The 22,688-nt window shown below is 42.0% G+C and carries 19 protein-coding genes; 2 read left to right on the plus strand and 17 right to left on the minus strand.

Translation table 11 applies throughout. The features are described 5' to 3' along the window. Positions 1 to 13: 13 nt before the first annotated feature. The 4 genes from CFS04_RS11075 to CFS04_RS11090 form a co-directional block, all read right to left on the minus strand. Complete coding sequence (locus CFS04_RS11075; protein ID WP_088810750.1) at positions 14 to 1,606, minus strand: polysaccharide biosynthesis protein; 1,593 nt, start codon at positions 1,604 to 1,606, stop codon at positions 14 to 16. Positions 1,607 to 1,636: 30 nt separating this feature from the next. Further along, positions 1,637 to 5,176 (minus strand): transcription-repair coupling factor, encoded by a 3,540-nt coding sequence (gene mfd / locus CFS04_RS11080; protein WP_088810751.1) that lies wholly within the window; start codon positions 5,174 to 5,176, stop codon positions 1,637 to 1,639. A gap of 110 nt (positions 5,177 to 5,286) precedes the next feature. Then, positions 5,287 to 5,841: an aminoacyl-tRNA hydrolase gene (pth, locus tag CFS04_RS11085; protein ID WP_088810752.1), complete on the minus strand. Its 555-nt coding sequence runs from the start codon at positions 5,839 to 5,841 to the stop codon at positions 5,287 to 5,289. Positions 5,842 to 6,221: 380 nt separating this feature from the next. Beyond that, a complete protein-coding gene (locus CFS04_RS11090) occupies positions 6,222 to 6,848 on the minus strand; it encodes a 50S ribosomal protein L25/general stress protein Ctc (RefSeq protein WP_088810753.1) in 627 nt (208 codons plus the stop codon). Positions 6,849 to 7,228: 380 nt separating this feature from the next. Here CFS04_RS11090 and CFS04_RS11095 point away from each other — a divergent pair, with 380 nt between their 5' ends. Both CFS04_RS11095 and CFS04_RS11100 read left to right on the plus strand, forming a co-directional pair. After that, positions 7,229 to 8,167: an L-lactate dehydrogenase gene (locus CFS04_RS11095; protein ID WP_088810754.1), complete on the plus strand. Its 939-nt coding sequence runs from the start codon at positions 7,229 to 7,231 to the stop codon at positions 8,165 to 8,167. Positions 8,168 to 8,269: 102 nt separating this feature from the next. Next, positions 8,270 to 8,602, plus strand: a complete 333-nt coding sequence (locus CFS04_RS11100) for a putative heavy metal-binding protein (protein WP_088810755.1) — start codon at positions 8,270 to 8,272, stop codon at positions 8,600 to 8,602. Positions 8,603 to 8,703: 101 nt separating this feature from the next. On the opposite strand, the gene CFS04_RS11105 is transcribed toward CFS04_RS11100, so the two are convergent. The 13 genes from CFS04_RS11105 to purR all read right to left on the minus strand — a co-directional run bounded on the left by CFS04_RS11105 (position 8,704) and on the right by purR (position 22,641). Beyond that, positions 8,704 to 9,024, minus strand: a complete 321-nt coding sequence (locus CFS04_RS11105) for a PTS lactose/cellobiose transporter subunit IIA (protein ID WP_088810756.1) — start codon at positions 9,022 to 9,024, stop codon at positions 8,704 to 8,706. 3 nt (positions 9,025 to 9,027) lie between these two features. After that, the gene (locus tag CFS04_RS11110) at positions 9,028 to 11,226 is read right to left on the minus strand and encodes a glycoside hydrolase family 3 N-terminal domain-containing protein (protein ID WP_088810839.1); all 2,199 of its coding nucleotides are present in this window, start codon (positions 11,224 to 11,226) and stop codon (positions 9,028 to 9,030) included. A 69-nt stretch (positions 11,227 to 11,295) separates the two neighbouring features. Beyond that, a complete protein-coding gene (locus CFS04_RS11115) occupies positions 11,296 to 11,598 on the minus strand; it encodes a PTS sugar transporter subunit IIB (RefSeq protein ID WP_088810757.1) in 303 nt (100 codons plus the stop codon). Between the two features lie 12 nt (positions 11,599 to 11,610). After that, positions 11,611 to 12,906 carry a PTS sugar transporter subunit IIC gene (locus CFS04_RS11120; protein ID WP_088810758.1) on the minus strand — a complete coding sequence of 432 codons (1,296 nt, stop codon included), beginning with the start codon at positions 12,904 to 12,906 and terminating at the stop codon, positions 11,611 to 11,613. A gap of 119 nt (positions 12,907 to 13,025) precedes the next feature. Next, complete coding sequence (locus CFS04_RS11125; RefSeq protein ID WP_088810759.1) at positions 13,026 to 14,945, minus strand: transcription antiterminator; 1,920 nt, start codon at positions 14,943 to 14,945, stop codon at positions 13,026 to 13,028. A 67-nt stretch (positions 14,946 to 15,012) separates the two neighbouring features. Next, positions 15,013 to 15,972: a ribose-phosphate diphosphokinase gene (locus tag CFS04_RS11130; RefSeq protein WP_088810760.1), complete on the minus strand. Its 960-nt coding sequence runs from the start codon at positions 15,970 to 15,972 to the stop codon at positions 15,013 to 15,015. A gap of 57 nt (positions 15,973 to 16,029) precedes the next feature. Beyond that, positions 16,030 to 17,409: a bifunctional UDP-N-acetylglucosamine diphosphorylase/glucosamine-1-phosphate N-acetyltransferase GlmU gene (glmU, locus tag CFS04_RS11135; RefSeq protein ID WP_088810761.1), complete on the minus strand. Its 1,380-nt coding sequence runs from the start codon at positions 17,407 to 17,409 to the stop codon at positions 16,030 to 16,032. Positions 17,410 to 17,716: 307 nt separating this feature from the next. Beyond that, the gene (spoVG, locus tag CFS04_RS11140; protein WP_088810762.1) at positions 17,717 to 18,022 is read right to left on the minus strand and encodes a septation regulator SpoVG; all 306 of its coding nucleotides are present in this window, start codon (positions 18,020 to 18,022) and stop codon (positions 17,717 to 17,719) included. A 120-nt stretch (positions 18,023 to 18,142) separates the two neighbouring features. Then, positions 18,143 to 18,436 (minus strand): septation regulator SpoVG, encoded by a 294-nt coding sequence (gene spoVG / locus CFS04_RS11145; RefSeq protein WP_088810763.1) that lies wholly within the window; start codon positions 18,434 to 18,436, stop codon positions 18,143 to 18,145. 620 nt (positions 18,437 to 19,056) lie between these two features. Continuing rightward, complete coding sequence (locus tag CFS04_RS11150) at positions 19,057 to 20,253, minus strand: ABC transporter permease (RefSeq protein WP_088810764.1); 1,197 nt, start codon at positions 20,251 to 20,253, stop codon at positions 19,057 to 19,059. After that, positions 20,250 to 20,936 (minus strand): ABC transporter ATP-binding protein, encoded by a 687-nt coding sequence (locus CFS04_RS11155; protein ID WP_088810765.1) that lies wholly within the window; start codon positions 20,934 to 20,936, stop codon positions 20,250 to 20,252. Before CFS04_RS11155 ends, CFS04_RS11150 begins: the two co-directional genes overlap by 4 nt. A 26-nt stretch (positions 20,937 to 20,962) precedes the next feature. Further along, positions 20,963 to 21,634 carry an efflux RND transporter periplasmic adaptor subunit gene (locus CFS04_RS11160; protein WP_088810766.1) on the minus strand — a complete coding sequence of 224 codons (672 nt, stop codon included), beginning with the start codon at positions 21,632 to 21,634 and terminating at the stop codon, positions 20,963 to 20,965. Between the two features lie 185 nt (positions 21,635 to 21,819). Further along, on the minus strand, positions 21,820 to 22,641 hold the full coding sequence (purR, locus tag CFS04_RS11165) for a pur operon repressor (protein ID WP_088810767.1): 822 nt from the start codon (positions 22,639 to 22,641) through the stop codon (positions 21,820 to 21,822). Between the last annotated feature and the right edge of the window lie 47 nt (positions 22,642 to 22,688).

Raw genomic sequence — 22,688 nt, forward strand, 5'->3', positions numbered from 1 at the left:
TTTTTACACCTCTTTATTTATTTTTTACTACCTTTTGACTGAGCCATAATAATCTGGCGCCAAATGGTAGGTATGTGAAATCACGAGCAGTGAGCAGTTTGTAGCGGAGCGCGAAGATTAAGAATACGCCGCCGCCAAGTGCTACACTTAGGACTGCTTGTACGGCGCTGCCTGTTCTTGTTACGGCGGGCGCAAGCCACTCCCACAACACTGGGAACACACACATCACAAGAAGGGCGCCGCATAAATTGAAGATGGTCTGCCGTTCGAAAAATGGCACGTCGGCATTCTGCTTTAGTGCAAAATAACAAACCACTAAAATAACAAAGAGACCGATACACGTGGCTAAAGACGCGCCGAGCGTGGCGTAACGGGGGACAAGAAATGCGTTCGCTGCACATTTTGTTATTGCCCCAATTAAAACGGCCACTGCGGGAACGGAAATCTTGCCGAAGCCTTGCAAAATGCTGCTTGTCATAATGATAAGCGAGCTCAAAAAGACGGCGGGCATAAAAAGCTGCAAGACTAGCGTGCCGTCGCTCGTTTCAAAGAGCATCTGGTTTAGCGGGCGCATGATGACGATAAGTCCGACTGTTTCTGCGGCGGATAAAATGAGTGTGAGTTTCATGCCGAGAAGCACGGAGCGTTCCAATTTTTTGCGTTCGCCGCTCACTCGTGCCGCGGTAATCATTGGTACAAGCGCAAGCGCAAGGCCGGTTGAAAGGACTAGACCGAGCTGTAAAATGGGCTGCCCTCTATCGTATACCCCTTTAAGCGATTTAGCTACTAAATCTGGAATGCCACCTTCAATCATTAGGCGATAGACTTGAAAGGAATCGAGCAGTTGGAAAATAATTAGCATGGCGCTAACTGTACAAATGGCTAGACTTTGAATGAGAAACGCCTTAGCAATTCCTCGCTTTTCAGTTTTGCTCGGGAAGCTTCCCCAAACTTTTAAGCCACCTTCGGAAAGTCTTTTCTTATGAAAATGCCTTAAAATTAAGACGGCAGCAAGTCCGCCGAAAAAGGCGCCGCTCATGGCCATACTGCCTGCTGTGTAGAGGCTTTGGCCGCTTTTAACTGCGAGCCATGCGCCGACGATGATGATGCCGACGCGAATGAGCTGTTCGATGGTTTGTGAAACGGCGGTTGGTATCATGTCATCTTGGCCTTGGAAATAGCCGCGCAAAAAAGCGAGTTGCGGTGTGAGCAGGAAAACAAAACTTACGGTTTGAATGAGCGGTGCAAGTTGCAAGTCGCCCATCATATTTGCAATGCTGTACGCGAAGGCAAATAGAAATAGAAACAGTAAGATGCTCACTACTCGGAGTGTCCGGTAAATGGATTGCAAAATAATTTGTTGGCGCCTCGTGTTTCCTTCAGCTTCGGCCATCATTTTCGAAATGACAACTGGGAAGCCGCCTAGCGCAAAAGTCATCGCAATCCCGTAAAACGGATAAACTTGTTGAAAAATATAAAAACCGACATCGCCGACCATGTTTTGGAACGGTACACGATAAATGGCGCTTAGAATTTTGGAAATTAGCGAGGCAATTGTGAGCCACATTGCGCCGCGCATTAAGTTTTTAATCGAGCGTTCTGACATACTATGCCGCCTTTCTGCTACATTTCCCCTTTAGTTTTCAACCTCACTCGGCTCTTTTAAAGCGGTTTTCAAGTTTTCGATGATGGCTTTCACCGCATACAGCCATTCCTGCAAACTCTTGTTTTGCACGTTCATCGTGAGTTTTAGGCAAGTCCCTTCCATGCCAACACCAACATTTCTCCCGTATTCCGAAATCACTTCCATCACTTTGTCACCGCGAATATTTCCCGTTCCTTTTTCCGAGAAGAGAATCGTGATTTTTTTCGCTTCTTCCTTGATTAGCTCTACACCAACAAGAAGCGCATGCACACGAAGTTCTGTCACCGTAAATAAGTACTCCACTTCTTCTGGATATTCCCCAAAACGATCCATCATATCGCTTTTCAGCGATTCAAGTTCTTCCACATCTAGGACATTTCGGAAGCGTTTATACATTTCGATTTTCTGTCTGCTGTCCGTAATATAATATTCTGGAATGTAAGCATCAACTTGAATGTCGATTTCAACTGGTGCAACGGGTTCTTGTTCTTCCTTCGGCCGGCGCGCTTCAATCGCTTCTTTAAGCATTTGCGAATAAAGGTCAAATCCGACTGAATCAATAAAGCCATGTTGCTGTGCTCCTAGTATATTACCCGCGCCGCGGATAGACAAATCGCGCATCGCAATTTTAAATCCAGAGCCTAGTTCAGTAAATTCCTTAATCGCTTGAAGTCGTTTTTCAGCTTCCTCACGTAGAATTTTATCCTTTTGATACATAAAGTAAGCATAGGCAATGCGGTTCCAACGCCCAACCCGACCACGTAATTGGTAGAGCTGCGAGAGCCCCATATGATCGGCGTTTTGAACAAACAGCGTATTCACGTTTGGAATATCCACGCCCGTTTCAATAATCGTCGTCGTCACTAACACGTCATACTCCCCTTCAAGGAAGCTTAAGATGACCGATTCTAACTCGGATTCTGTCATTTGACCGTGCGCTACAGCCACACGCGCATCTGGAACGAGCATGGAAATTTCATCTGCTTTTTGCAAAATCGATTCGACTCGATTATATAAATAATACACTTGTCCCTCACGTGCTAGTTCCCGCTCAATTGCCTCGCGAACTAAAACGTTATTTTGTTCTGTAACATACGTTTGCACAGGAAATCTATTTGCCGGTGGCGTTTCAATGACAGACAAATCACGCACGCCGAGCATGGACATGTGTAACGTCCGCGGAATCGGCGTCGCCGTCAAGGTTAAAACATCAATTTTAGACCGGATTTGTTTGATTTTTTCCTTGTGCGTCACACCAAAGCGTTGTTCCTCGTCGACAATTAGGAAGCCGAGGTCGCGATATTTTACGTCTTTCGAAAGAAGGCGATGCGTCCCAACGACAATGTCCACCGTTCCAGACGCCAAGCCGGAAATTGTTTCGTTTTGTTGTTTCCGCGTTCTAAAACGGCTTAATAGCCCAATATTAATTGGAAAACCTTGGAAGCGTTCTTTCATCGTTTCAAAATGTTGCTGCGCCAAAATGGTCGTCGGTACTAAAAATGCGACTTGCTTGCCGTCCATGACCGCCTTAAACGCCGCACGAAGCGCAACTTCCGTTTTCCCGTAACCAACATCTCCAACGAGAAGCCGGTCCATCGGGCGAATGCGTTCCATGTCATGCTTAATTTCCCGAATCGAACGAATTTGGTCTTCAGTTGGTTGATACGGGAATGAATCCTCAAATTCGCGCTGCATATCGCTATCCGGACTAAACGCAAAGCCTTTCTCCGCCTCACGTTCTGCGTAAAGCTTAATCAAATCATCCGCAATATCTTGCACAGACGCCTTCACTTTTGTTTTGACGCGCTTCCACTCTGAACCGCCAAGCTTATTTAATTTCGGTGCTTTCCCCTCAGCCCCTACATATTTTTGGACTAAATCGAGCTGTTCCACAGGGATAAATAATTTGTCTTCACCTTGGTAAACCAGTAGCAAATAATCCTTATGAACGCCGCTAATTTCAAGGGTTTCCATGCCGACGTAGCGTGCGATACCGTGGTTGACGTGAACGACATAATCGCCAACTTTAAGTTCCGAATAACTTTGAATTCGTTCAGCATTTGAAAGTTTCTGGCGTTTTTTAACTTTTTTCGTCTTTTTATTAAAAAGTTCCGTTTCGCTAATGATGACCACTTTTGCAAGCGGTAATTCAAAGCCGTTTTGGAAGGTACCGATGACAAATTGGACAGCGCCGTATTTTGGCACATCTTCTTCGCGCGTTAAAATGACACTTTCCATGTCATAATCTGCCAAAGTCTGTTGCATTTTAGTTGCCCGTTCTACGGAAGGCGCCAAAATGACGACCGCATAATTATTTTTGTGCCAGCTATCTAATTCCGTTTTTAAAACAGACATTTGTCCGTGAAATTGTTGCATTTGCTTATAAACTAAATTGGTTGTTTGCGAAACGCGCATGGCGCTATGTGCTTTTTGGAATAACGTCAAATAAATTTTCGGCGTCCGCACGCTTTCCATAAGCTCTTTAAAATGGTGGCCCAATTTGACATCGCGCACGGTTTCTAGCCGGCTGAGCGTTTCCGTATGCCATTCTGCTTCTTCTTTTTCTAAACGTTCGTCGGTTTCTTGAATGCGTCCATACTCGTCTAAAACGAAAAGCATATCTTGTGCGGCATAGTCGAGGATCGAGGCGGGATCTGGGTAGGCTAGTCCAATATATTTAAAGAACATATCCGGCTTTATTCCCGAACGAAGCAGTTCCAAATCCGTTTCGATATTTTCCATTAAGCCTTGCTTGTCTTCTTCGTTTTTCATGTTTTTTAACGTTGCAGCAAGACCTTTTTCAAGGCGCGTCACAATATCTGGGAAATAAGCTTGCTCAAGCAAAATTTCCGTTGCGGGCAAGATGCGAAATTCAGCAAGTTTCTGATGCGAACGCTGCGTTTCAACATCGAAATAGCGAAGCGAATCAATTTCTGTATCAAAAAGTTCAATGCGCACGGGGAATTCTTCTGTGATTGGATAGACATCGATAATGCCACCGCGAATGCTGAATTCTCCGGGCGTATTGACCATACCACTCATTGTATAGCCCATTGTCACGAGGCTTTCTTTTAGCTGTTCGGGATCAATTTCCTCACCTTGAACAATTTGCAGGTTGTATTTTTTCCATAACGAAACGGGCGGAAGTATTTTTCGAAGCCCCGCTACAGGGACAACTAAAATTCCCGGTTTTTCCGAAAGAAGAAAGTCGAGTGCTTCTACGCGCTGACCGCGAAGTTCGGGGCTTGATACGCTTAGTTCGGAGGAAATGAGTTCGTCTGCCGGGTATAAAAATAGGCGGTCGAAGTCGATTAATGTGAGCAAATCATCGTACAATTTTTGCGCGTGATACAAATTATGTGTGACGAGCAACGTTTGTTTTTGTGTCGCTCCTTCAAGTACGCTCGCAAAAAGTGCGCGCGATGAGCCCGATAATCCTGTTACGAGTTGTGATTCTTTTTTATCGTTAACCGCACTAATGATTTGGCGGATTTCTTTTTGTTCAAAAATTAATTGTTTTAAACCTTTCAAAGTCAACCTCTCCTCTTCCCATCTTCAATTGCTTATTTGTCAGAAAATTCCTTCTTCCCAACACGAGCAACTAAGCACGCATAAGCTAGACTTTTACTAGCTCAGCACGCTTAGTTATAGCGATTCATTACATCTAGAAACGACATTTTAGTCGCATCTTCAATGGCATCTGCGCTTTTTTTTATGGCCGCAATTATATCTGGTTGTTCTATTTTTTGAAAATCCCCGAGCACGTAATGAATGATTTCACCTTTTGGCGGTCGGTCAATCCCTACACGAATTCGGTTAAAATCTTGTGTTTTTAAATGTTGAATCAACGAACGCATCCCGTTATGTCCACCTGCACTGCCTTTTTGCCGCAGCCTGATTTTCCCAACTGGCAAATCCAAATCATCATATACAACGATTAAATCTTCTATATCAATTTGATAATAATCCATAAGCGGACGAACACACTCACCAGATACATTCATAAACGTCAGCGGTTTTACGAGCAACACTTTCTCGCCGTTTATTACGAGCTGACTCACCATGCCATTAAATTTCGAACTTTTCCAAGGCGCACTAAAACGATAGCTAAGTTCATCAACTACCATGAACCCAACATTGTGCCTTGTTCGTTCATATTTTTTTCCTGGATTTCCCAGTCCAACAATCATCTTCATCCATTTATTCTCCTATGCACACGAAAACCACTTCATAAATGAACTGGTTTCACTAGAAAGTTATTGCCTAAATTATAACATGCGATTTAGAGTTTTGAAAGTTTTTCATATAACAGAATGTAAATATCAGTTAACTAAAAAAGGGCAGATAGACATTGCAATGCCTGATATTAACTTCTATAAAATAAAAAAACTCAACAATTAAGTTGAGCAGCCTTTAAGCAAGAATTCATCTGGTGATTCTATACTTTCTTCTATTGATGAGCTTTACCCCATTTAAATTACTTATTCGCTGTTTGCATTCTAAACCCTTACTTCATTTCCGTAAACAAAAATGAAGCGCAAGGTTTTCAAAACAAAAACCTTGCGCTTTTTCTTATTTATTCAACTGGCTCTTCTGCTGACCCGTGAGCTGCTTCTGGTTCGGCAACTTCTTCACCGGCTGTTGTTTCAACTTCGGTACGTGGTGCAGCAACAGTTACTACAGCTTCTTCCACGTCTGTTTTAATTTCAAAATCGGTATTTTTAGGAATATCACCCACTGCAAGTGAGTCACCAATCGCTAATTTTGTAATATCTACTTCAATTGCTTCTGGAAGCTTATCTGGCGTTGCGGCAACCGTCACTTCATAAAGGACTTGTTGCAAGACGCCGCCTTCTTTAACCCCAGAAGATTCTCCTACTAAATCAATACGCACATCTGCTTCAACTTCTTCGCTCATGTTCACGGCTAAGAAATCGACATGGATTAGTTCGTCTTTTAGTGGATCTATTTGGTATTCGTGTAAAAGAACATTTAATTTTTTTCCATCAATAGTTACTGAGAATACTGCATTACGCCCATGTTCTCGAATCGTTTTAATTAACTCAAGGGAATCAACTGAAATCGTAATATTCTCAGATTGATAACCGTAAATAATACCTGGAATACGACCTGCCACACGGATTTCTGTCACTTGCGAATGTTGTTTCGTATCTCTTTTTTGAACTTCTAAATTAGTTGCCATAAAAAATTCACTCCACTCATTCATTTTGTATTCTACAATAACTATCTTTACCCTAGTAGTAAAAGTTAAAACAATTAGAAAGTCGCCTTAAACCAAGTTTTTCGGCAAACAAGGTTTATTTTCTTTCATAAAAGGTAAACAGAAACTAGCGTGAAATTTAGTTATCATACTTCAATTTTAGCGCAATCCGATGTATTTCTCAAAAAATTACTGCGTTAATTATAGAAATATTTGGAATGGAAGAGCTTTCAAACTGTATTACAGCGTTTTCATAAATTTATTAGTACAAATTTCCAAATTAAGGACGTTCAGGGTTTCACAATGTGTAATAAAGTGTTATACTGTATTAGTAAAAAGTTTGCTAAGGAGGAAATTTAATTATGAAAGACCACCAAAAAATAATTTTAGTCGGTGATGGAGCTGTTGGTTCAAGTTACGCATTTGCTTGTGTAAATTTAAATATCGGCCAAGAATTCGGTATTATCGATATCGATAAGGACAGAACTATCGGAGATGCTATCGATTTAAGTCATGCTGTTCCTTTTTCCGCACCTAAAAAAATCTATTCCGCTAATTATAGCGATTGCCACGATGCAGATTTAGTAGTTGTCACAGCTGGTACAGCTCAAAAACCAGGCGAAACACGTCTTGATCTTGTTAATCGTAATATAAAAATTATGAAAGGGATTGTCGATGAAGTTATGGCAAGTGGCTTTGACGGGATTTTCTTAATTGCCTCAAATCCAGTTGATATCCTTACTTATGCGACTTGGAAATTCTCTGGACTTCCTAAAGAACGCGTCATCGGTTCTGGCACAAGTCTTGATACTGCTCGTTTCCGTATGTCTATTGCTGATTATTTAAAAGTAGATGCGCGTAATGTACACGGGTACATTTTAGGCGAACATGGTGACACAGAGTTCCCAGCGTGGAGCCACACAACTGTCGGCGGACTTCCTATCACAGAATGGATTTCAGAAAATGAACAAGGTGCGATGGATACGATTTTCATCAGCGTGCGTGATGCAGCCTATGAAATTATCAATAAAAAAGGCGCAACTTTCTATGGTATTGCAGCAGCTCTAGCACGTATTTCCAAAGCGATTTTAAACAACGAAAACGCAATTTTGCCACTTTCTGTCTATTTAGATGGCCACTACGGCTTAAACGATATCTACATTGGTGCTCCAGCGGTCGTTAACCGCCAAGGCGTGCGCCACATTGTTGAAATGAAACTAAATGACGTAGAAAAAGAACAAATGCGCAACTCAGCTGAAACACTTAAAAAAGTTTTAAGTGACGCAATGAAAGAAATTTAATTGAACAACACCCACGTAAAGAAGCTAGGAATCACTTTCCTAGCTTCTTTGATTTTCTTTTTAAAACGAGGTACACTAAAGAAAAATAAAGGAGGCTGACATATGATTACAACAACATCTCCAAATATTGAAGGGCAAAAAATCGTCGAGTATAAGAAAATTGTATTCGGTGAAGTCATTACAGGCGTGAATTTCGTCAAAGATATCGGTGCTGGTTTGCGGAATTTCTTCGGCGGTCGTTCGCAAGGCTATGAGGACGAATTAATTGCGGCGCGTGAAGAAGCGATTCGCGAAATGGAAAACCGCGCTGAACAACTTGGAGCGAATGCGATTATCGGCGTAGACATCGATTATGAGGTACTCGGCGCTGACAATGGTATGCTGATGGTCACAGCATCTGGCACTGCGGTTGTGATTGAAGTTCAAGATTATTAAGCGTAAAAACAAGCATACATCTAATGAAAACCATTATCCAAGATGGCATTATCACTAGATGTATGCTTCTTTATTTTTACAGAATAAAATCTAACTATAGCTTAAACTTTTTCTGATTTGAGTTCTTCCCATATTGCAATCATTTCATACGCAACATCGCGCAATGAGTATGTGGTCATAAATTGGTCTTCTGCATGCATAAAAAGAATGGAAACAGGCACTTCGTCGCCTTCAGATTCTTTTTGAATGAGTTCAACATGCTTCTTGTGCCCATCACTTAAATAGCGATTCGCCTCATCGATTTTCCCGTAGGCGATTTTAAACTTCCCCTGCCTCGCTAGCTGCATGGCTTCAATAATACAACTTCTAGCTGCGCCGACTGAACTAATAATTTCAAACGACGCTAATTCCATCCCTTCCATGAGTTAAGCCTCCTCAATCTCTATCACTGTTTCTAAAAAAGTTTCCCGGCCGTTTCCAATGAAAATATCGACTTTCCCGGGTTCAAGTTGGTATTTTTTCTGACTAGACCAAACTTCAAGTTCTTTTTTTCCAATTTTAAAGCACATCGTTTGATGTTCATTAGCTTTTAGTTCCATTTTGCAAAAGGCTTTCAATTCGCGTTTGCGCCTTGTGATACTACCAGTCCTGCCATGCACGTATAGTTGGATGACTTCTTTTCCAGTGCGCGCTGAAACGTTTGCTACGCCTACTTTCAAAATAAAAGTCTCGCCTTGTTCAAGTTTTTCTACAGAAAGAATTGATTTTTCAGTGGTTAACGACTGATATTCAAACGTGCTGTAGCTTTTTCCGTAGCCGAATGGGTATAGTGCGGCGCCGCTTCCGTCAAAGTAGTTTTCTTGGTAGACGACGTCCTTTTGGTTGTAGTACACGGGCAGTTGCCCCGTTTGGCGCGGAATGCTAACAGGCAGTTTTGCCGACGGATTGTTGTGTCCGAATAGCGTTTCCGCAATTGCTTCGCCGCCTTGCGCGCCCGGATAAAACGACATAAGTAGCGCGTCTGTAGTTTCCGCGATTTCAGCGATTGCATTTGGTCGACCGGCAATGATGACAACGGTGAGTGGAATGTGTAGTTCGCGCATCTTTCGGTACAGCTCCATCTGACATTCCGGGAGTTCCAGGCTTGCCACATCGACGTTTTCGCCAGCGTCCATGTTCGGCCCCTTTGAGCTAACCGCGCCGTTTTTCAGAAATTCCATATCGAAATTTCGCGCGCTTGAACCGCCCAGCACAAGCACAATGTGATCGGCATTCGCCGCAGCTTCTTGCGCGCGGTTTAAACTCTCTGGAAGTCGTTCGCGAATTTCAGCACCTTTTTCATGCGTAATCACCACATCATCAGGCGCCACCTGCCGCATGCCAGCTAGAACGGTCACACCGCGCCCAGCTTTTTGCGGCGCCGTATAATCGCCAAGCTGATTGTAAAGCGCATCCGCGTTCGGGCCGATGACCGCAATATTTTTTACTTTTTTTGAAAAAGGCAGCGTTTGATTTCGGTTTTCCAGCAAGCAAACACTTTCTCTGGCTGCCTCCAAATTTATCTCCCGAAAATCAACTTCCGGAACTGCCTCATCTACGTAAGGATTGTCAAACAGGCCAAGTTCAAATTTCAGGGTGAGAACCCGCCGCACAGCTCGGTCGATTATTTTTTCTTCCAAAAGACCATGTTGAAAAGCCGATTCAATGTGCGGGTAAACTTCGTCCCACAAACTTAAATCCACCCCGGCTGAAAGCGCCATTTTAGCGGCCGCCTCTTCAGTCCCACCAAGCATCAAAAGTCGGTCGAGTGCGCAGCCATCTGCCATAACGACACCCGAAAACCCAATTTCCGTTCGCAAAATATCCGTCAAGAGCGCCTCGTTCGCATGACAAGGGATGCCGTCGATTTCATTGTACGCTGCCATGACGCCCTTTGCCGCTTTCCCAGCAACCATCGGCGGTAAAAATATCTCTCTAAGTTCGCGCTCCCCAATTGAAACCGGCCCCGAATTGTGCCCGCCAACCGGCTCACCTTGCGCCGCAAAGTGTTTCAGCACGACAGCAATTCGCTGATTTTCCTGCATGCCCGAAACAAGCGCCTCCGTCATCTCACCCGCCAAATACGGATCCTCGCCAAAACACTCCTCCGAACGCCCCCATCTCGGGTCACGTAAAACATCAAGCGCTGAGGCTAAAGCTAGATGGACGCCTTTCGAGGCAATTTCCTCCCCCACGGCTCTCGCCGTCCGTTTTTGAAGCCCCTTATTAAATGAAGCCCCTTTCGCGAGATTGACCGGATACGACTCACTTTCGACCGCCTGGTGCCCATGTGGCACTTCTTCTGAAAGAAGCATTGGAATACCAAGACGCGTGTTTTCCATTACATATTTTTGAAGTAAATTTGCGGCCTTCGCAGACTGTGCGCGGGGAATCCCCGTTGATTCGTCCATTTTCGACCACGGATCTGCCCGAAACAAGCCATACAACGCGCCTATGCCACCAAATCTTTCAACTTCGTCTTTAAACTTATCCGTCAATTCAAGTTCAGCGTTTTCATTCCAAGCGAAAGTTTCCCAGCCATATAAGCGCTGATTTAGTTGTCCGCATTTTTCTCGTAATGTCATTTTTTGCAAAAGTTCTTCCACTCGTTCAGAAATCGGTTGTGTCGCCACATGAAACACTCCTTTCTGGCATTATTTTGCTAACAGTCCAAGTCCTTGTTCTAGAACTTTTTCGCCATTCATTCGACCGTAGTCGACAATTGCGATGACGTCCACTGGTTTGTCACCCACGGTTTCAGCAACTTTGTCTTTCATATAGCTTACTTGCGGGCCAAGCAAAATCGCATCTGCATGGCGCCAATTTTTTTCAAAATCCGTTTCCGAAATCGCCCAAATCTCAATTTCAATACCTTGCTCAGCAGCACTTTTTTGCATTTTTTTAACTAAAACGCTCGTAGACATTCCAGCGTTACACATTAACATCAATTTTTTCATCAAAATCAGCTCCTACGCTTTTAAATTATCATTTGCTTTTAGGAATGGTAGGTATAGCAAGATACAGACACCTATTAGGAAGACTTGAAAAACAGCCGCTCGCCAGTCGCCACCTGTTGCTAAAAAGCCAGATATGACTGGCGGTGTCGTCCACGGTACGAGTACAACGACTTTGGAAATCATGCCGATACTTGTTGCGATGTAAGCAAGTAATAGACAAAGCGGAGTTGATAAGATAAACGGAATCATCAAACTCAGGTTGTACACTATCGGCAGACCGAAAACAACTGGTTCATTAATGTTGAATATTCCCGGTGCAGCGGATAATCCGGCAATTTCGCGGTAATCTTTTCGTTTGCTCCAAATGAAGATGGCGATAAGCAGCGCAATTGTGTTACCACCGCCACCCATGACGCCGAAAATATCACGGAAAGTTGTATTGATGATATGCGGAATTGTTGTGCCGTCTGCAAATGCCGTCATATTTTCTTGCATATTCGCGAGTAAAACGGGGTCCATAATGGGGCCTAGTATACCGCTTCCTGCAATCCCAATGGAATATAACATTTGCGAAATCAGCATTAAAGTAAGGAAACCTGGTACGCTTGTCACTAAGAACGTGAGTGGTTGTTGAATGACAGCGCTAATAATGGAATATAAATCTAAGCTAAAGATTAAGTTAACGATGAACGAAATAAATGCGAATAATAATACTGTAAGCATTGTTGGAATTAAAACGTTAAACGATTTAATAACTGCTGGCGGTACGCTTTCCCCCGAAATGCGAATTTTCATTTTCTCGCTCTTTGAAAGTCGAATAAAAACTTCTGTCGAGAGTAGCGCCGTGACAATCCCAACAAACATGCCAGCAGAACCTGTAAGCGCTGTCGGAATAACGCCAGAAACTTCAACGGCTTCTTTTGCGCCAACTGGTACAACCGAAGTCATGAGTGGAATAAAAATAACGATAAGAGCGATGGTTTGTAGCGCTGGCGCAAATGGATTTTCAAATTTCCGATTTTGTGCCAAAAAGTATGAAACTGAAGCTCCGATAAGTAACGTAATGATGCCTAGCGTCCCGTTCACGATACTCGTCCCAAGCTCTTGCCATTTGGTTAAGGTGGCGGAACTAATAATATTGGACATAAAACCGTCTGGCTTAATGATGACATTATTAATTAAAACCATAAAACCGGATAACATAATAAATGGAAGAATTGTGGCAAAAGCATCTCGCATTGATTTCAAGTGTATTTGATTGCCTAATTTTTGTGATAGCCATGTTAATTTTTCAATGAATTTTTTCATGTGCATTCCCTCCTATAACTTAAATATAGCGCTTTCTTTATTGGAAATAAATGCAGTCTTTTTCCGCAACCTCTGGCAAGTAGCGGAAATCAAAAAAACATGAGAGCCATTTTTCACCCTCATGTTTCCAGTCGCGCTAAAATTTGGATAAACTCATTGAAGTTCGTCGCTTTTTTTATTTCCTTCGCGAGCTTTGGCGTTTCAACGACTTGGCTTATCATTTCGTATACTTGCGAAAGGTGTTCTTGTTCCTTATTTTTAATCGCCAGCATGAAAATAATTTGTGCCACATCGCCATCTTCATTCCACACAACGGGCTCTCTAGCGATACAAACGGCAATTTTAGTTTCGCTTACTTCGGCAAATATGGGATGCGGTACGGCTAGGCCATTTCCTAAGTATGTTGCCACGATATCTTCACGTTCTTTGACGGACTCTAGGAAGGCTTTCTGGTCGCTGCTCGTCTCTTCGAATTTTTGCGCGAGCAATGTTAGGACCTGATCTTTACTGTACTTTTCTTCCAAAATTTCAAAGTAGTTCGCGGAAAAGAACTGCTCGAAGTTATTTTTGCTAGTTATACTCGGGAGGCGCTTTTGAATGTTGCGGATATCTATTTCGGATAAAAACGGCGTCACCTGAACGTATTCGCCTAATGCGTCGCCAAGCGGAACGGTCGAGATGACAAAGTCGGCTTGCCAGTTGCCGGTCTTATATTCGTACAGTGAGTAGCTGCCAATTATGTCAATTTCTTCGGCAAATATTTTTTGGATTTTCGATTCTAATAATTTCGCTGTGCCTATGCCGGACGCGCAAACGAGTAAAACGCGTTTTTTTCGTTCTTTCGAAGCATCGCTTAACGCGTATAGGAAATGAATCGCTAAATAGCCGACTTCTGATTCGCTGATGGGCTGGTCCAATTCGAGTGCTAAAACTTCTCGGGCGACAAGTCCTAACTCAAAAGCGAGCGGGTAATTCGTTTTAATATTTTCAAGATACGGATTATGAATATTCATATTAAACTTAATCCGGTTCACTGCGGGCTTTAAGTGCAAAGCTAAATTCGCTATAAATTGCTGATGCGCTGAAAAATCATACCCGTATTGGCGTTTGATTTCCTCAAGCATTTTATTCACGATGATGATTTCTCGGTAACCATTATAACTTTGCAAAACGTGCTTCGAACATACATGTAGCAAAATATAGGTCAGTTCGCTTTCTGGGAACTTGATGGATTCAAGCGTTTCAATTTCGCGAATGATTTTTTGCGAAGCGCGCAGTTCTTGAATATTAAATTCCAAATCTTGAAGGTCTCCTTGGTGAACATATTGCGCACCTTTAATACGGCGCACAGCAATTGCGACGTGGATAATCAAATTTTTAATCGCCATATCGGTCATTTGCACTTTATATTGTTCAAGGCTCGCCAAAATAATCGTCTGGATTTTCCGCAGATCAATTTCACCAAAGAAAGTCTGTTCCTCCTCGCTCACAAGTAGGCTTACAGAATCACTTAACAGATATTTCGAGAAACAAAATCGAATATTCACCTCGGAACCCTCAATTTTCACCCCGTAGCTGGCTCTTTTCGAAAGCGTTAAATGATGTTCCGCAAGCTTCCGCTTCACGTCCAAAATGTCGGAATTAATGGTCGACTTGCTGACGTACAACTCTTCGGCGAGCGTGTCAAGCTTTGTAAAGCCGTTTTGGAGAAGCAAATAGCGAATGATGTAGGCGACTCGATCTTCGGCGAGCGTCGGAATGACGTGCAAATTAAAACGTTCCTCTTTAAACGGCGCAAGCCAACCAAGGAAAGCGGTTTCATCTTGAAGTTCAAGTCGATACCCTTTTCCGCGCACAGCCTCGATTTTGTTTCCATCAACTAAAAAAATGGCGTTTATCGTTTTAACGTCACTCCGAATTGTTCGCGAGTTCACCTGCAGGCTAGAAGCGAGTTCTTCTCCGCTCATAAAATCCATTTTTGCGTATAGTTGTTGAAGCAATTTTTGCCACCGCGGAATTAAAACTTGCTTTTCTGCCATAAAAAAACACTCCTGATAACAGTAGAGCAGAATCTAAAGATTAGACTCTGCTCATTCTCACTGCATTTTATTCAAAAAGCGAGCTTACAGATTCGTTTTCATGAACACGAACGATTGCTTCGCCTAAAAGAGCTGCAACAGATAACTGCTCCATTTTATCAATCCATTTATCTTTTGCAAGATCGATAGAATTTGTTACGACTAATTTCTCGATTGGTGAATCTTGAATTCGGTCCATTGCTGGGCCAGATAAAACAGGGTGCGTACAACTTGCAAATACGCGTGTTGCTCCGTTTTCACGAAGTGCGTTTGCAGCAAGTGTAATTGTACCTGCTGTATCAATAATGTCATCAATTAGAATACATACTTTGCCATCTACTTTTCCGACGATGTTCATTACTTCGGCAACGTTCGGGCGAGGACGGCGTTTATCAATAATTGCGATTGGCGCTTTTAGGCGATCTGCCATTTTACGCGCACGCGTTACACCTCCGTGGTCAGGAGAAACAACAACAATATCATCGCCTGTCAAGCCTTGCTCACTAAAATAGTTGCTAAGTAAGCGCACGGCATTTAAATGGTCGATTGGAATATCGAAGAAACCTTGGATTTGCGGTGCATGCATATCTAGCGTAATCATTCGTGTTGCACCCGCTGTTTCAATTAAATTGGCAACTAATTTCGCCGTAATTGGTTCACGGCTTCTTGCTTTACGATCTTGGCGCGCGTAGCCATAGTACGGCATTACAATATTAATTGTAGCTGCTGAAGCTCGTTTTAGCGCATCAATCATGATCAAAAGTTCCATTAAATTCTGGTTAACTGGGTAGCTTGTCGACTGAACAACATACACATGGCAACCACGAATACTTTCTTCAATGTTAATTTGAATTTCGCCATCACTAAAATGAGTTACACTCGATTTACCTAGCTCAATTCCTACTTCCTTCGCAATTTCTTCCGCTAGTGCACGGTTTGAATTCAACGAGAAAATTTTCAACTTTGGATCAAAATAATCGTTTGACATAATCAGCCTCCACAAATTTTTATATAAATGATATTTCTTCAAAAAAGGTTGAAAAAATTATTTATTAAACTTATCTACGATTTTTTTAGCGTAGCCTTCTTTATTTACTTGGCGTGCACGTCCGACTGCAAGTGAACCATCTGGTACATCACTAGTCAGTGTTGAACCCGCCGCAATATAAGCATCATCGCCGACTGTAATTGGCGCAATCAAATTGGAGTTGCAACCTACAAATACATTGTCACCAATTTTCGTTTTAAATTTATTGAAGCCATCGTAGTTGACGGAAATCGAACCACAGCCTACATTAACGTTCTTGCCGATTTCGGCATCACCCATATAAATGAAGTGCGGTAATTTCGTATTTTCCCCAACAGTTGCTTTTTTAGTTTCTACGTAGTTGCCAATTTTGACGTTGTTATGCACGTCTGTTTCTGGGCGCAAATGCGCGTACGGCCCGATTTGAACATCATCGCCAACTTTGCTATCTTCAATGGCAGAAGAGCGAATAACGGTGCGATTTCCTATTGTTGCATTGTCAAAGTCGCAACCGCTCGAGATTAAGCAATCTTCGCCGATTTTTGTTTTCCCACGCAGCATAACATTCGCTTCAATGACTGTGTCTTGACCAATTTCAACATCTACATCAATATAAGTGCTGGAAGGATCAACGAGTGTTACGCCTGCACGCATGTGTCGTTCATTGATGCGATTTCTCATCAATCTACTTGCCTCTGCCAAAGCGACGCGGTCGTTTACACCGAGTGACTCTTCAAAGTTTTCCATACGATAAGCGGCCACCACTTCATCTGCATCTTTTAGAATCTTAATCACATCTGGCAAGTAGTATTCACCTTGCGCATTGTGGTTGGAAACTTTAGAAAGCGCATCAAAAAGCGAGCGATTATCAAAACAATATGTTCCTGTATTAATTTCTTGGACGCGTTGTTCTTTTTCAGTAGCGTCTTTATGTTCTACAATGCGTTCAACAATTCCTAAATCATCACGCAAAATGCGACCATAACCAGTTGGATCTTCTAATCGCGTTGTTAAGATTGTCGCTTTCGCACGTTTCTCCGAATGATACTTGATAAGCGCCCCCATTGTCGAACTTTCAATAAGCGGTGTATCCCCGCACACAACGATGGTTACACCGTCAAGATCGGCAAGTAAATCCTTTGCTTGCAAAACGGCATGTGCTGTTCCTAATTGTTCTTCTTGCTTAACAAATTCACTTTTATCCTTTAAATGTTCACGAACGTCTTCTGCTCCGTGCCCAACAATTGTAACTATTTTTTTCATATCTAGTTGCGCAATTTGATCCACAACATGTTCAACCATCGGCTTTCCACAAACTGGGTGCAACACTTTATAAAGCTTAGATTTCATACGTGTGCCTTGTCCCGCTGCAAGCACGACTGCATATTGATTCGTCATATAAAAAGACCTCCAATTACCACTATTCTTCCATATTGAATGATACCGTAAAACCTACTTTTTTTCAAGGTTACACGCGACGCAAAAAAACCTTACCATTTTTCTGGTAAAGTAGTATTTCTAAAAAAGGGGAGATTTGTCCCTTAAATGAGTTGTTTTTAAGTAAACTTATCAGTTGTGCTACCTTTGTAAAATCACTCACTTTATAAAGCCCCTTTTCAAAAAGTTGTCTAAAACTAGTATAGCATAGTTTTACGAATCAAAAAAGAGCTACTCTTAACGAGTAGCTCGGGTGATTAAATTCATTTTATTCAGCAGAAACTGATTCGGTTTCTTCTGATACTTCGCTCGCTTCTTCTTCACCAACGCGTTCATATTCAGCTAGAACAACGTCTTGAATTTTTCCACGCGTATCAGAGTTGATTGGGTGGGCAATGTCACGGAATTCTCCGTCAACACCACGTTTACTTGGCATTGCGACAAAAAGTCCATTGTTTCCGTCAATAACACGAATATCATGTACGACGAACTCCTCATCTAAAGTGATTGAGGCAATTGCTCTCATTCTTCCATCAGTTTCAACTCGACGTAATCTCACATCTGTTACTTGCATTTCCGTCACTCCTTATCCCATTTGCCCCTTTACAACAAGGATGGTTCGCTTGCGGTATCAGATTCAGGTATCCCTCTCTGTCCGTTTCACTCACTAGCTCCTAATTTCCAGGGATTTTTGTTATTCTGCATCAGCAGAAGTTGTTTCAGATACAGCTGGTTCATCAGCCACTTCATACGCAGCGAGTACAGCTTCCTGTATTTTCGCACGTGTATCTGAATTGATTGGATGCGCGACATCCCGGAACTCTCCATCTGGAGTTCGCTTACTTGGCATTGCGACAAAAAGCCCATCGTTGCCATCGATGACACGAATATCGTGAACAACAAATTCACCATCAATCGTGATTGAAGAAATTGCTCTCATTCTTCCATCTGTTTCAACACGTCGTAATCTCACATCTGTAATTTCCATTTTCTTCACCACCTTAATTCTAGTTGTCATACTTTTTCCGAAGCCTTAAAGTCTCACGGAAAGCTAACCAAGAAAATCGAGATTTCACTTCTTCACCAGGCACCTCTATTTTCCCTATACATATAATAATAAAAAAATGAAAATTTGACAACTTTGTGAATTCGATTCAAAAATTCAAGCTATCTCACTAATCGTTATTGACAAATCGAATTGTTTTAAAAAAGTTTTAATTAAGTATACCAAAATCGTTGCGACACACTAATTTAACCGCGTTTCCGATTTCTTAAATATTCTAAAAGTAAAACTCACCATCAATTCGTGCACAATTTAAAACCAAAAATATTTCTATAAAAATTCATAAATAAAATAATTTTTCATTCAAACCCCCTACAAAATGAAACCTTGAAACCATTGATAACAAAGGGCTATACACTAATACCCACTTTTCCACTTAGTATTTAAGACCTCATTTACTTTCATTGTGTAACAAACATATTAAAAATAGATGACAAGACAGCATTTCGTATATTTTTATACTTTTTCGATAGGTATTTTTACAACTTTCAAAAAAACACCTGACCGATAATCGTTTTAGATTACCGGCCAAGTGTTTTTTTAATTTATTCTGATCTGAGCGCATCAATAGGTCGAAGTTTAGCAGCCTTATTTGCTGGCGCGATACCAAAGATAACGCCTATGCAAAGCGAGAATACGAAGGAGAATATAATTGTGCCAGCCGTTACACCGGAAGGAATATTCGCCACGCTGCCAAAAATGACTGCGCCACTGACGCCAATTATTATCCCGATAACACCGCCCACTACACTAATAACAACAGATTCGATTAAGAACTGTGTTAAAATAGCGCGCTTTTTCGCTCCTAAAGCTTTTCTTATTCCAATTTCACGCGTTCGTTCACTAACGGAAACGAGCATAATGTTCATAATACCGATTCCACCCACTACTAACGAAATGGCGGCGATAGCACCTAAAGCGGTAGTAAGTGTGTTACTAATCGTATTAAAGGCATTTAAAATCTCTTGTTGATTAATAACTTGATACTTCGGTCCTAATTGCGAGGAGGTATCCTCTGCATTATCGTTCAGCTGGATAGAAAGTCGTGATTCAAGTGTGTTCACAACGAAATCAACGGAATCCGCGGAATCTGTTTCCACATAAATCGTGCGTACATTCGTATCTTTCAACATTCGTTGTGCGGCCATAATAGGAATGAAGACTTGATCATCACTTGAGCCCATCATAGATGCACCTTTTTCTTTTAAGACGCCTACCACTTTATATGGCAGGCCATTTAAACGGATTGTTTTCCCAACTGGGTCAGAAAAGCCGAATAAATCGCTAGCCACGCTTGGGCCTAACACTGCTACTTTTTGGCCGTATTCAACATCAATCGGCAGTAAAAAGCGGCCACTTTCAAGTTCTAAACTACGTGCGCCCTTATATTGGTCATTTGTACCGATAACTTTTATATTTTTATTTTGGTAATCATAAGCGGCATTAACTTGACCAGATAGTTCAGGTGATACACTTTTAACCCCATCGATGCTTTGATATTTCATCGCATCATCATAGGAAATTTTATCGTTCGGGTTCATGGAATTGTTCATGACCGTAACTAAGTTCGAGCCGAGGTCACCCATTTGGCTGTTAACCTCTTGCGTGACGCCTTTTCCAAGCGAAACGAGCAGAATCACTGATGCAACCCCAATAATAATACCTAGCATGGTTAAAAAGGAGCGTAGCTTGCTCGTTTTAAGTTGCTTGAATGCCATTTTCATACTTTGGAGGATTGTCATTTGCTTACCTCCTCTTTATACAGACGGCCGTCTTGAATGCGAATGCTTTTCGTGCCGTATTTTGCGAGTTCTAAATCATGGGTAATCATAACAATGGTGTTTCCGGCTGCGTTTAAGGATTGCAAGATGCCCATGACTTCCTTGCCCGTTTTGGAATCAAGCGCGCCGGTAGGTTCGTCTGCGAGTAGAATCGACGGTTCGGTTGCTAAAGCGCGCGCAATTGCTACCCGTTGTTGTTGTCCGCCAGACAATTGCGTTGGCAGGTTGCGTTTTTTGTCAGCAAGGCCGACTCGGTTTAAGCAGTCCATCGCCATTTTTTCCCGCGTAGAAGATCCGTAACCGCCATAAACAAGTGGCAACTCGACATTCTCAAGCGCGGAAAGCTTTGTCAGTAAATTAAATTGCTGAAAAATAAACCCGATTTTTTTATTGCGTATTTCAGAAAGTTTATTATCGTTTAAACGATAAACATCAACTCCGTCGAGCTCGTAGCTGCCGGAATCCGGCACGTCTAGACAACCAATCATATTCATAAGCGTTGATTTCCCAGAACCAGACGGCCCTACGATGGTGACAAAATCACCTTCATCAACGGATAAAGTCACATCATCAAGCGCTTTAAAGGTTTCGCCACCAAGTGTATAACTTTTGGTGATATTTTTCATCTCAATAAGTGGATGCATGTCTTGTTCCCTCCTTTTCCGCTTGATTAAAAGCCGCCTTCTGTTGTCGTGGATTTTTGGGAAGGTAAGATAACCGTATCACCTTTTTTCAGGCCTTTCGTAATTTCGATATTATCTTCGTTATGCAATCCTGTTTCAACAAATTGTTTTTCTTTTTTCGTGCGTCCTTCTTTTTCTTTCTTCGGTACCATCACATAATAACGGTTATCGTCATCTTTTTGAACGGCCTCAATTGGCACGTAGAGTGCATCTTTCTTCTCGTTCACTAAAATCGAAGCGTCTGCAGTCATTCCTGATTTCAACCCATCCGTATTCTCTAAAGAAATCGTAACGGGGAAGGAGGATACGCCGTTTTGGGCTTGCCCCTGATCAGCAATCGTTTTAACTTTTCCTTTGAAAGTTTTGTCAGGAAGTGCGGTAACGCTCACCGTAACAGCCTGATCTACTTTAATATTCGGGATATCGAGTTCATCCATTTGCGCCTGAAACTCTAGTTCATCATAATCAGGGAACTGTTTATTTTGCGGCACAATCGCACCTGTCCCGGTTGCATTAATTTTCATGTCACCTTGCTTCACTTTTGTTGTTACAAAGTCGCTCGTATCAGCCGATTTCTTTTCGCCACCTTTATTTAAAAACCAAATTACGCCACCACCAATCACTACGATGACAATAATTGCGATAATCCATTTTTTCAATTTTTTTCCTCCTCTTCAAACTATGTAATTCTACAATATTCATACATTCTACCACAAAATCACACAAACAACGTACAGCCCCAGACTGATTTCTTTCTGGAAAAAACGTGCGCTTTATGAAGCATTCAAGTTAAAATGTGCGGGCACAAAAAAAGAAGTCCTGCTATAAGACTTCTCTAGTTCATCTATTTAACCGTGAAATAATTGCCTTCCACGACTTCAATTTGTTTTTCTTTTACATTGACATTTTTAATTTTAACAAGCGATACGTAGTCATCAATTAGGCGTTCTTCTGCGTATTCTGATTCAACTAGAACAGCGATACCAACCAATTTCGCATTGAATTCTTCAAGCAAGTTTTTCATTCCGTTAACCGTTCCGCCTGCTTTCATGAAATCATCTACGACTAAAACGTTTGAGCCTTCTGCAAGACTGCGCTTTGACAATTCCATTTTTTCAATTCGTTTTGTTGAGCCGGATACATAATTGATGCTTACCGTTGAGCCTTCCGTCACCTTGCTATCACGGCGTACGATAACGAACGGTACGCTTAAATGTTCGGCAACAGCCTGCGCAATTGGAATACCTTTTGTCGCAACAGTCATAATCGCATCGATCGGTTGGTCATTAAATTTAGTCGCCAAAATTTTACCAATTGCTTTTAGCGTTACTGGTTCACCTAAAAGATCCGATAAATATAAATAGCCGCCTGGCAAAAGGCGATTCGGCTCAGCAATGCGGTTACATAACGTTTGAACAAAATCAAGCACATCTGCATTTCCAGCAATAGAAATATAACGTACGCCGCCTGCCGCTCCTGGAACGGTTTCAAGCGTACCAATTCCGCGGTCTTCAAACGTCTTTTTAATAATAACTAAGTCCTCGCTAATAGACGATTTCGCCGAGCTGTAACGTTCAGCAAACATCGTAAGTGGAACTAACTTGCGCGGATGCGATAATAGAAACTCTGTCATATCGATTAAACGTTCACTACGCCGAATTTTCATAATCTCTCTCCCTTTTAACTCCGTATATTAAATCAAAAATCAAAATC

Source organism: Listeria sp. ILCC796 (genome assembly GCF_900186175.1).
Lineage (GTDB): Bacteria > Bacillota > Bacilli > Lactobacillales > Listeriaceae > Listeria > Listeria goaensis.

Bases quoted from the DNA above. Each gene is read 5' to 3' on its own strand.
- CFS04_RS11075 (WP_088810750.1), bottom strand. From the start codon at position 1,606: ATGTCAGAACGCTCGATTAAAAACTTAATGCGCGGCGCAATGTGGCTC.
- pth (WP_088810752.1), bottom strand. From the start codon at position 5,841: ATGAAGATGATTGTTGGACTGGGAAATCCAGGAAAAAAATATGAACGA.
- CFS04_RS11090 (WP_088810753.1), bottom strand. From the start codon at position 6,848: ATGGCAACTAATTTAGAAGTTCAAAAAAGAGATACGAAACAACATTCG.
- CFS04_RS11095 (WP_088810754.1), top strand. From the start codon at position 7,229: ATGAAAGACCACCAAAAAATAATTTTAGTCGGTGATGGAGCTGTTGGT.
- CFS04_RS11100 (WP_088810755.1), top strand. From the start codon at position 8,270: ATGATTACAACAACATCTCCAAATATTGAAGGGCAAAAAATCGTCGAG.
- CFS04_RS11105 (WP_088810756.1), bottom strand. From the start codon at position 9,024: ATGGAAGGGATGGAATTAGCGTCGTTTGAAATTATTAGTTCAGTCGGC.
- CFS04_RS11110 (WP_088810839.1), bottom strand. From the start codon at position 11,226: ATGACATTACGAGAAAAATGCGGACAACTAAATCAGCGCTTATATGGC.
- CFS04_RS11115 (WP_088810757.1), bottom strand. From the start codon at position 11,598: ATGAAAAAATTGATGTTAATGTGTAACGCTGGAATGTCTACGAGCGTT.
- CFS04_RS11120 (WP_088810758.1), bottom strand. From the start codon at position 12,906: ATGAAAAAATTCATTGAAAAATTAACATGGCTATCACAAAAATTAGGC.
- CFS04_RS11125 (WP_088810759.1), bottom strand. From the start codon at position 14,945: ATGGCAGAAAAGCAAGTTTTAATTCCGCGGTGGCAAAAATTGCTTCAA.
- CFS04_RS11130 (WP_088810760.1), bottom strand. From the start codon at position 15,972: ATGTCAAACGATTATTTTGATCCAAAGTTGAAAATTTTCTCGTTGAAT.
- glmU (WP_088810761.1), bottom strand. From the start codon at position 17,409: ATGACGAATCAATATGCAGTCGTGCTTGCAGCGGGACAAGGCACACGT.
- spoVG (WP_088810762.1), bottom strand. From the start codon at position 18,022: ATGCAAGTAACAGATGTGAGATTACGTCGAGTTGAAACTGATGGAAGA.
- spoVG (WP_088810763.1), bottom strand. From the start codon at position 18,436: ATGGAAATTACAGATGTGAGATTACGACGTGTTGAAACAGATGGAAGA.
- CFS04_RS11150 (WP_088810764.1), bottom strand. From the start codon at position 20,253: ATGACAATCCTCCAAAGTATGAAAATGGCATTCAAGCAACTTAAAACG.
- CFS04_RS11155 (WP_088810765.1), bottom strand. From the start codon at position 20,936: ATGCATCCACTTATTGAGATGAAAAATATCACCAAAAGTTATACACTT.
- purR (WP_088810767.1), bottom strand. From the start codon at position 22,641: ATGAAAATTCGGCGTAGTGAACGTTTAATCGATATGACAGAGTTTCTA.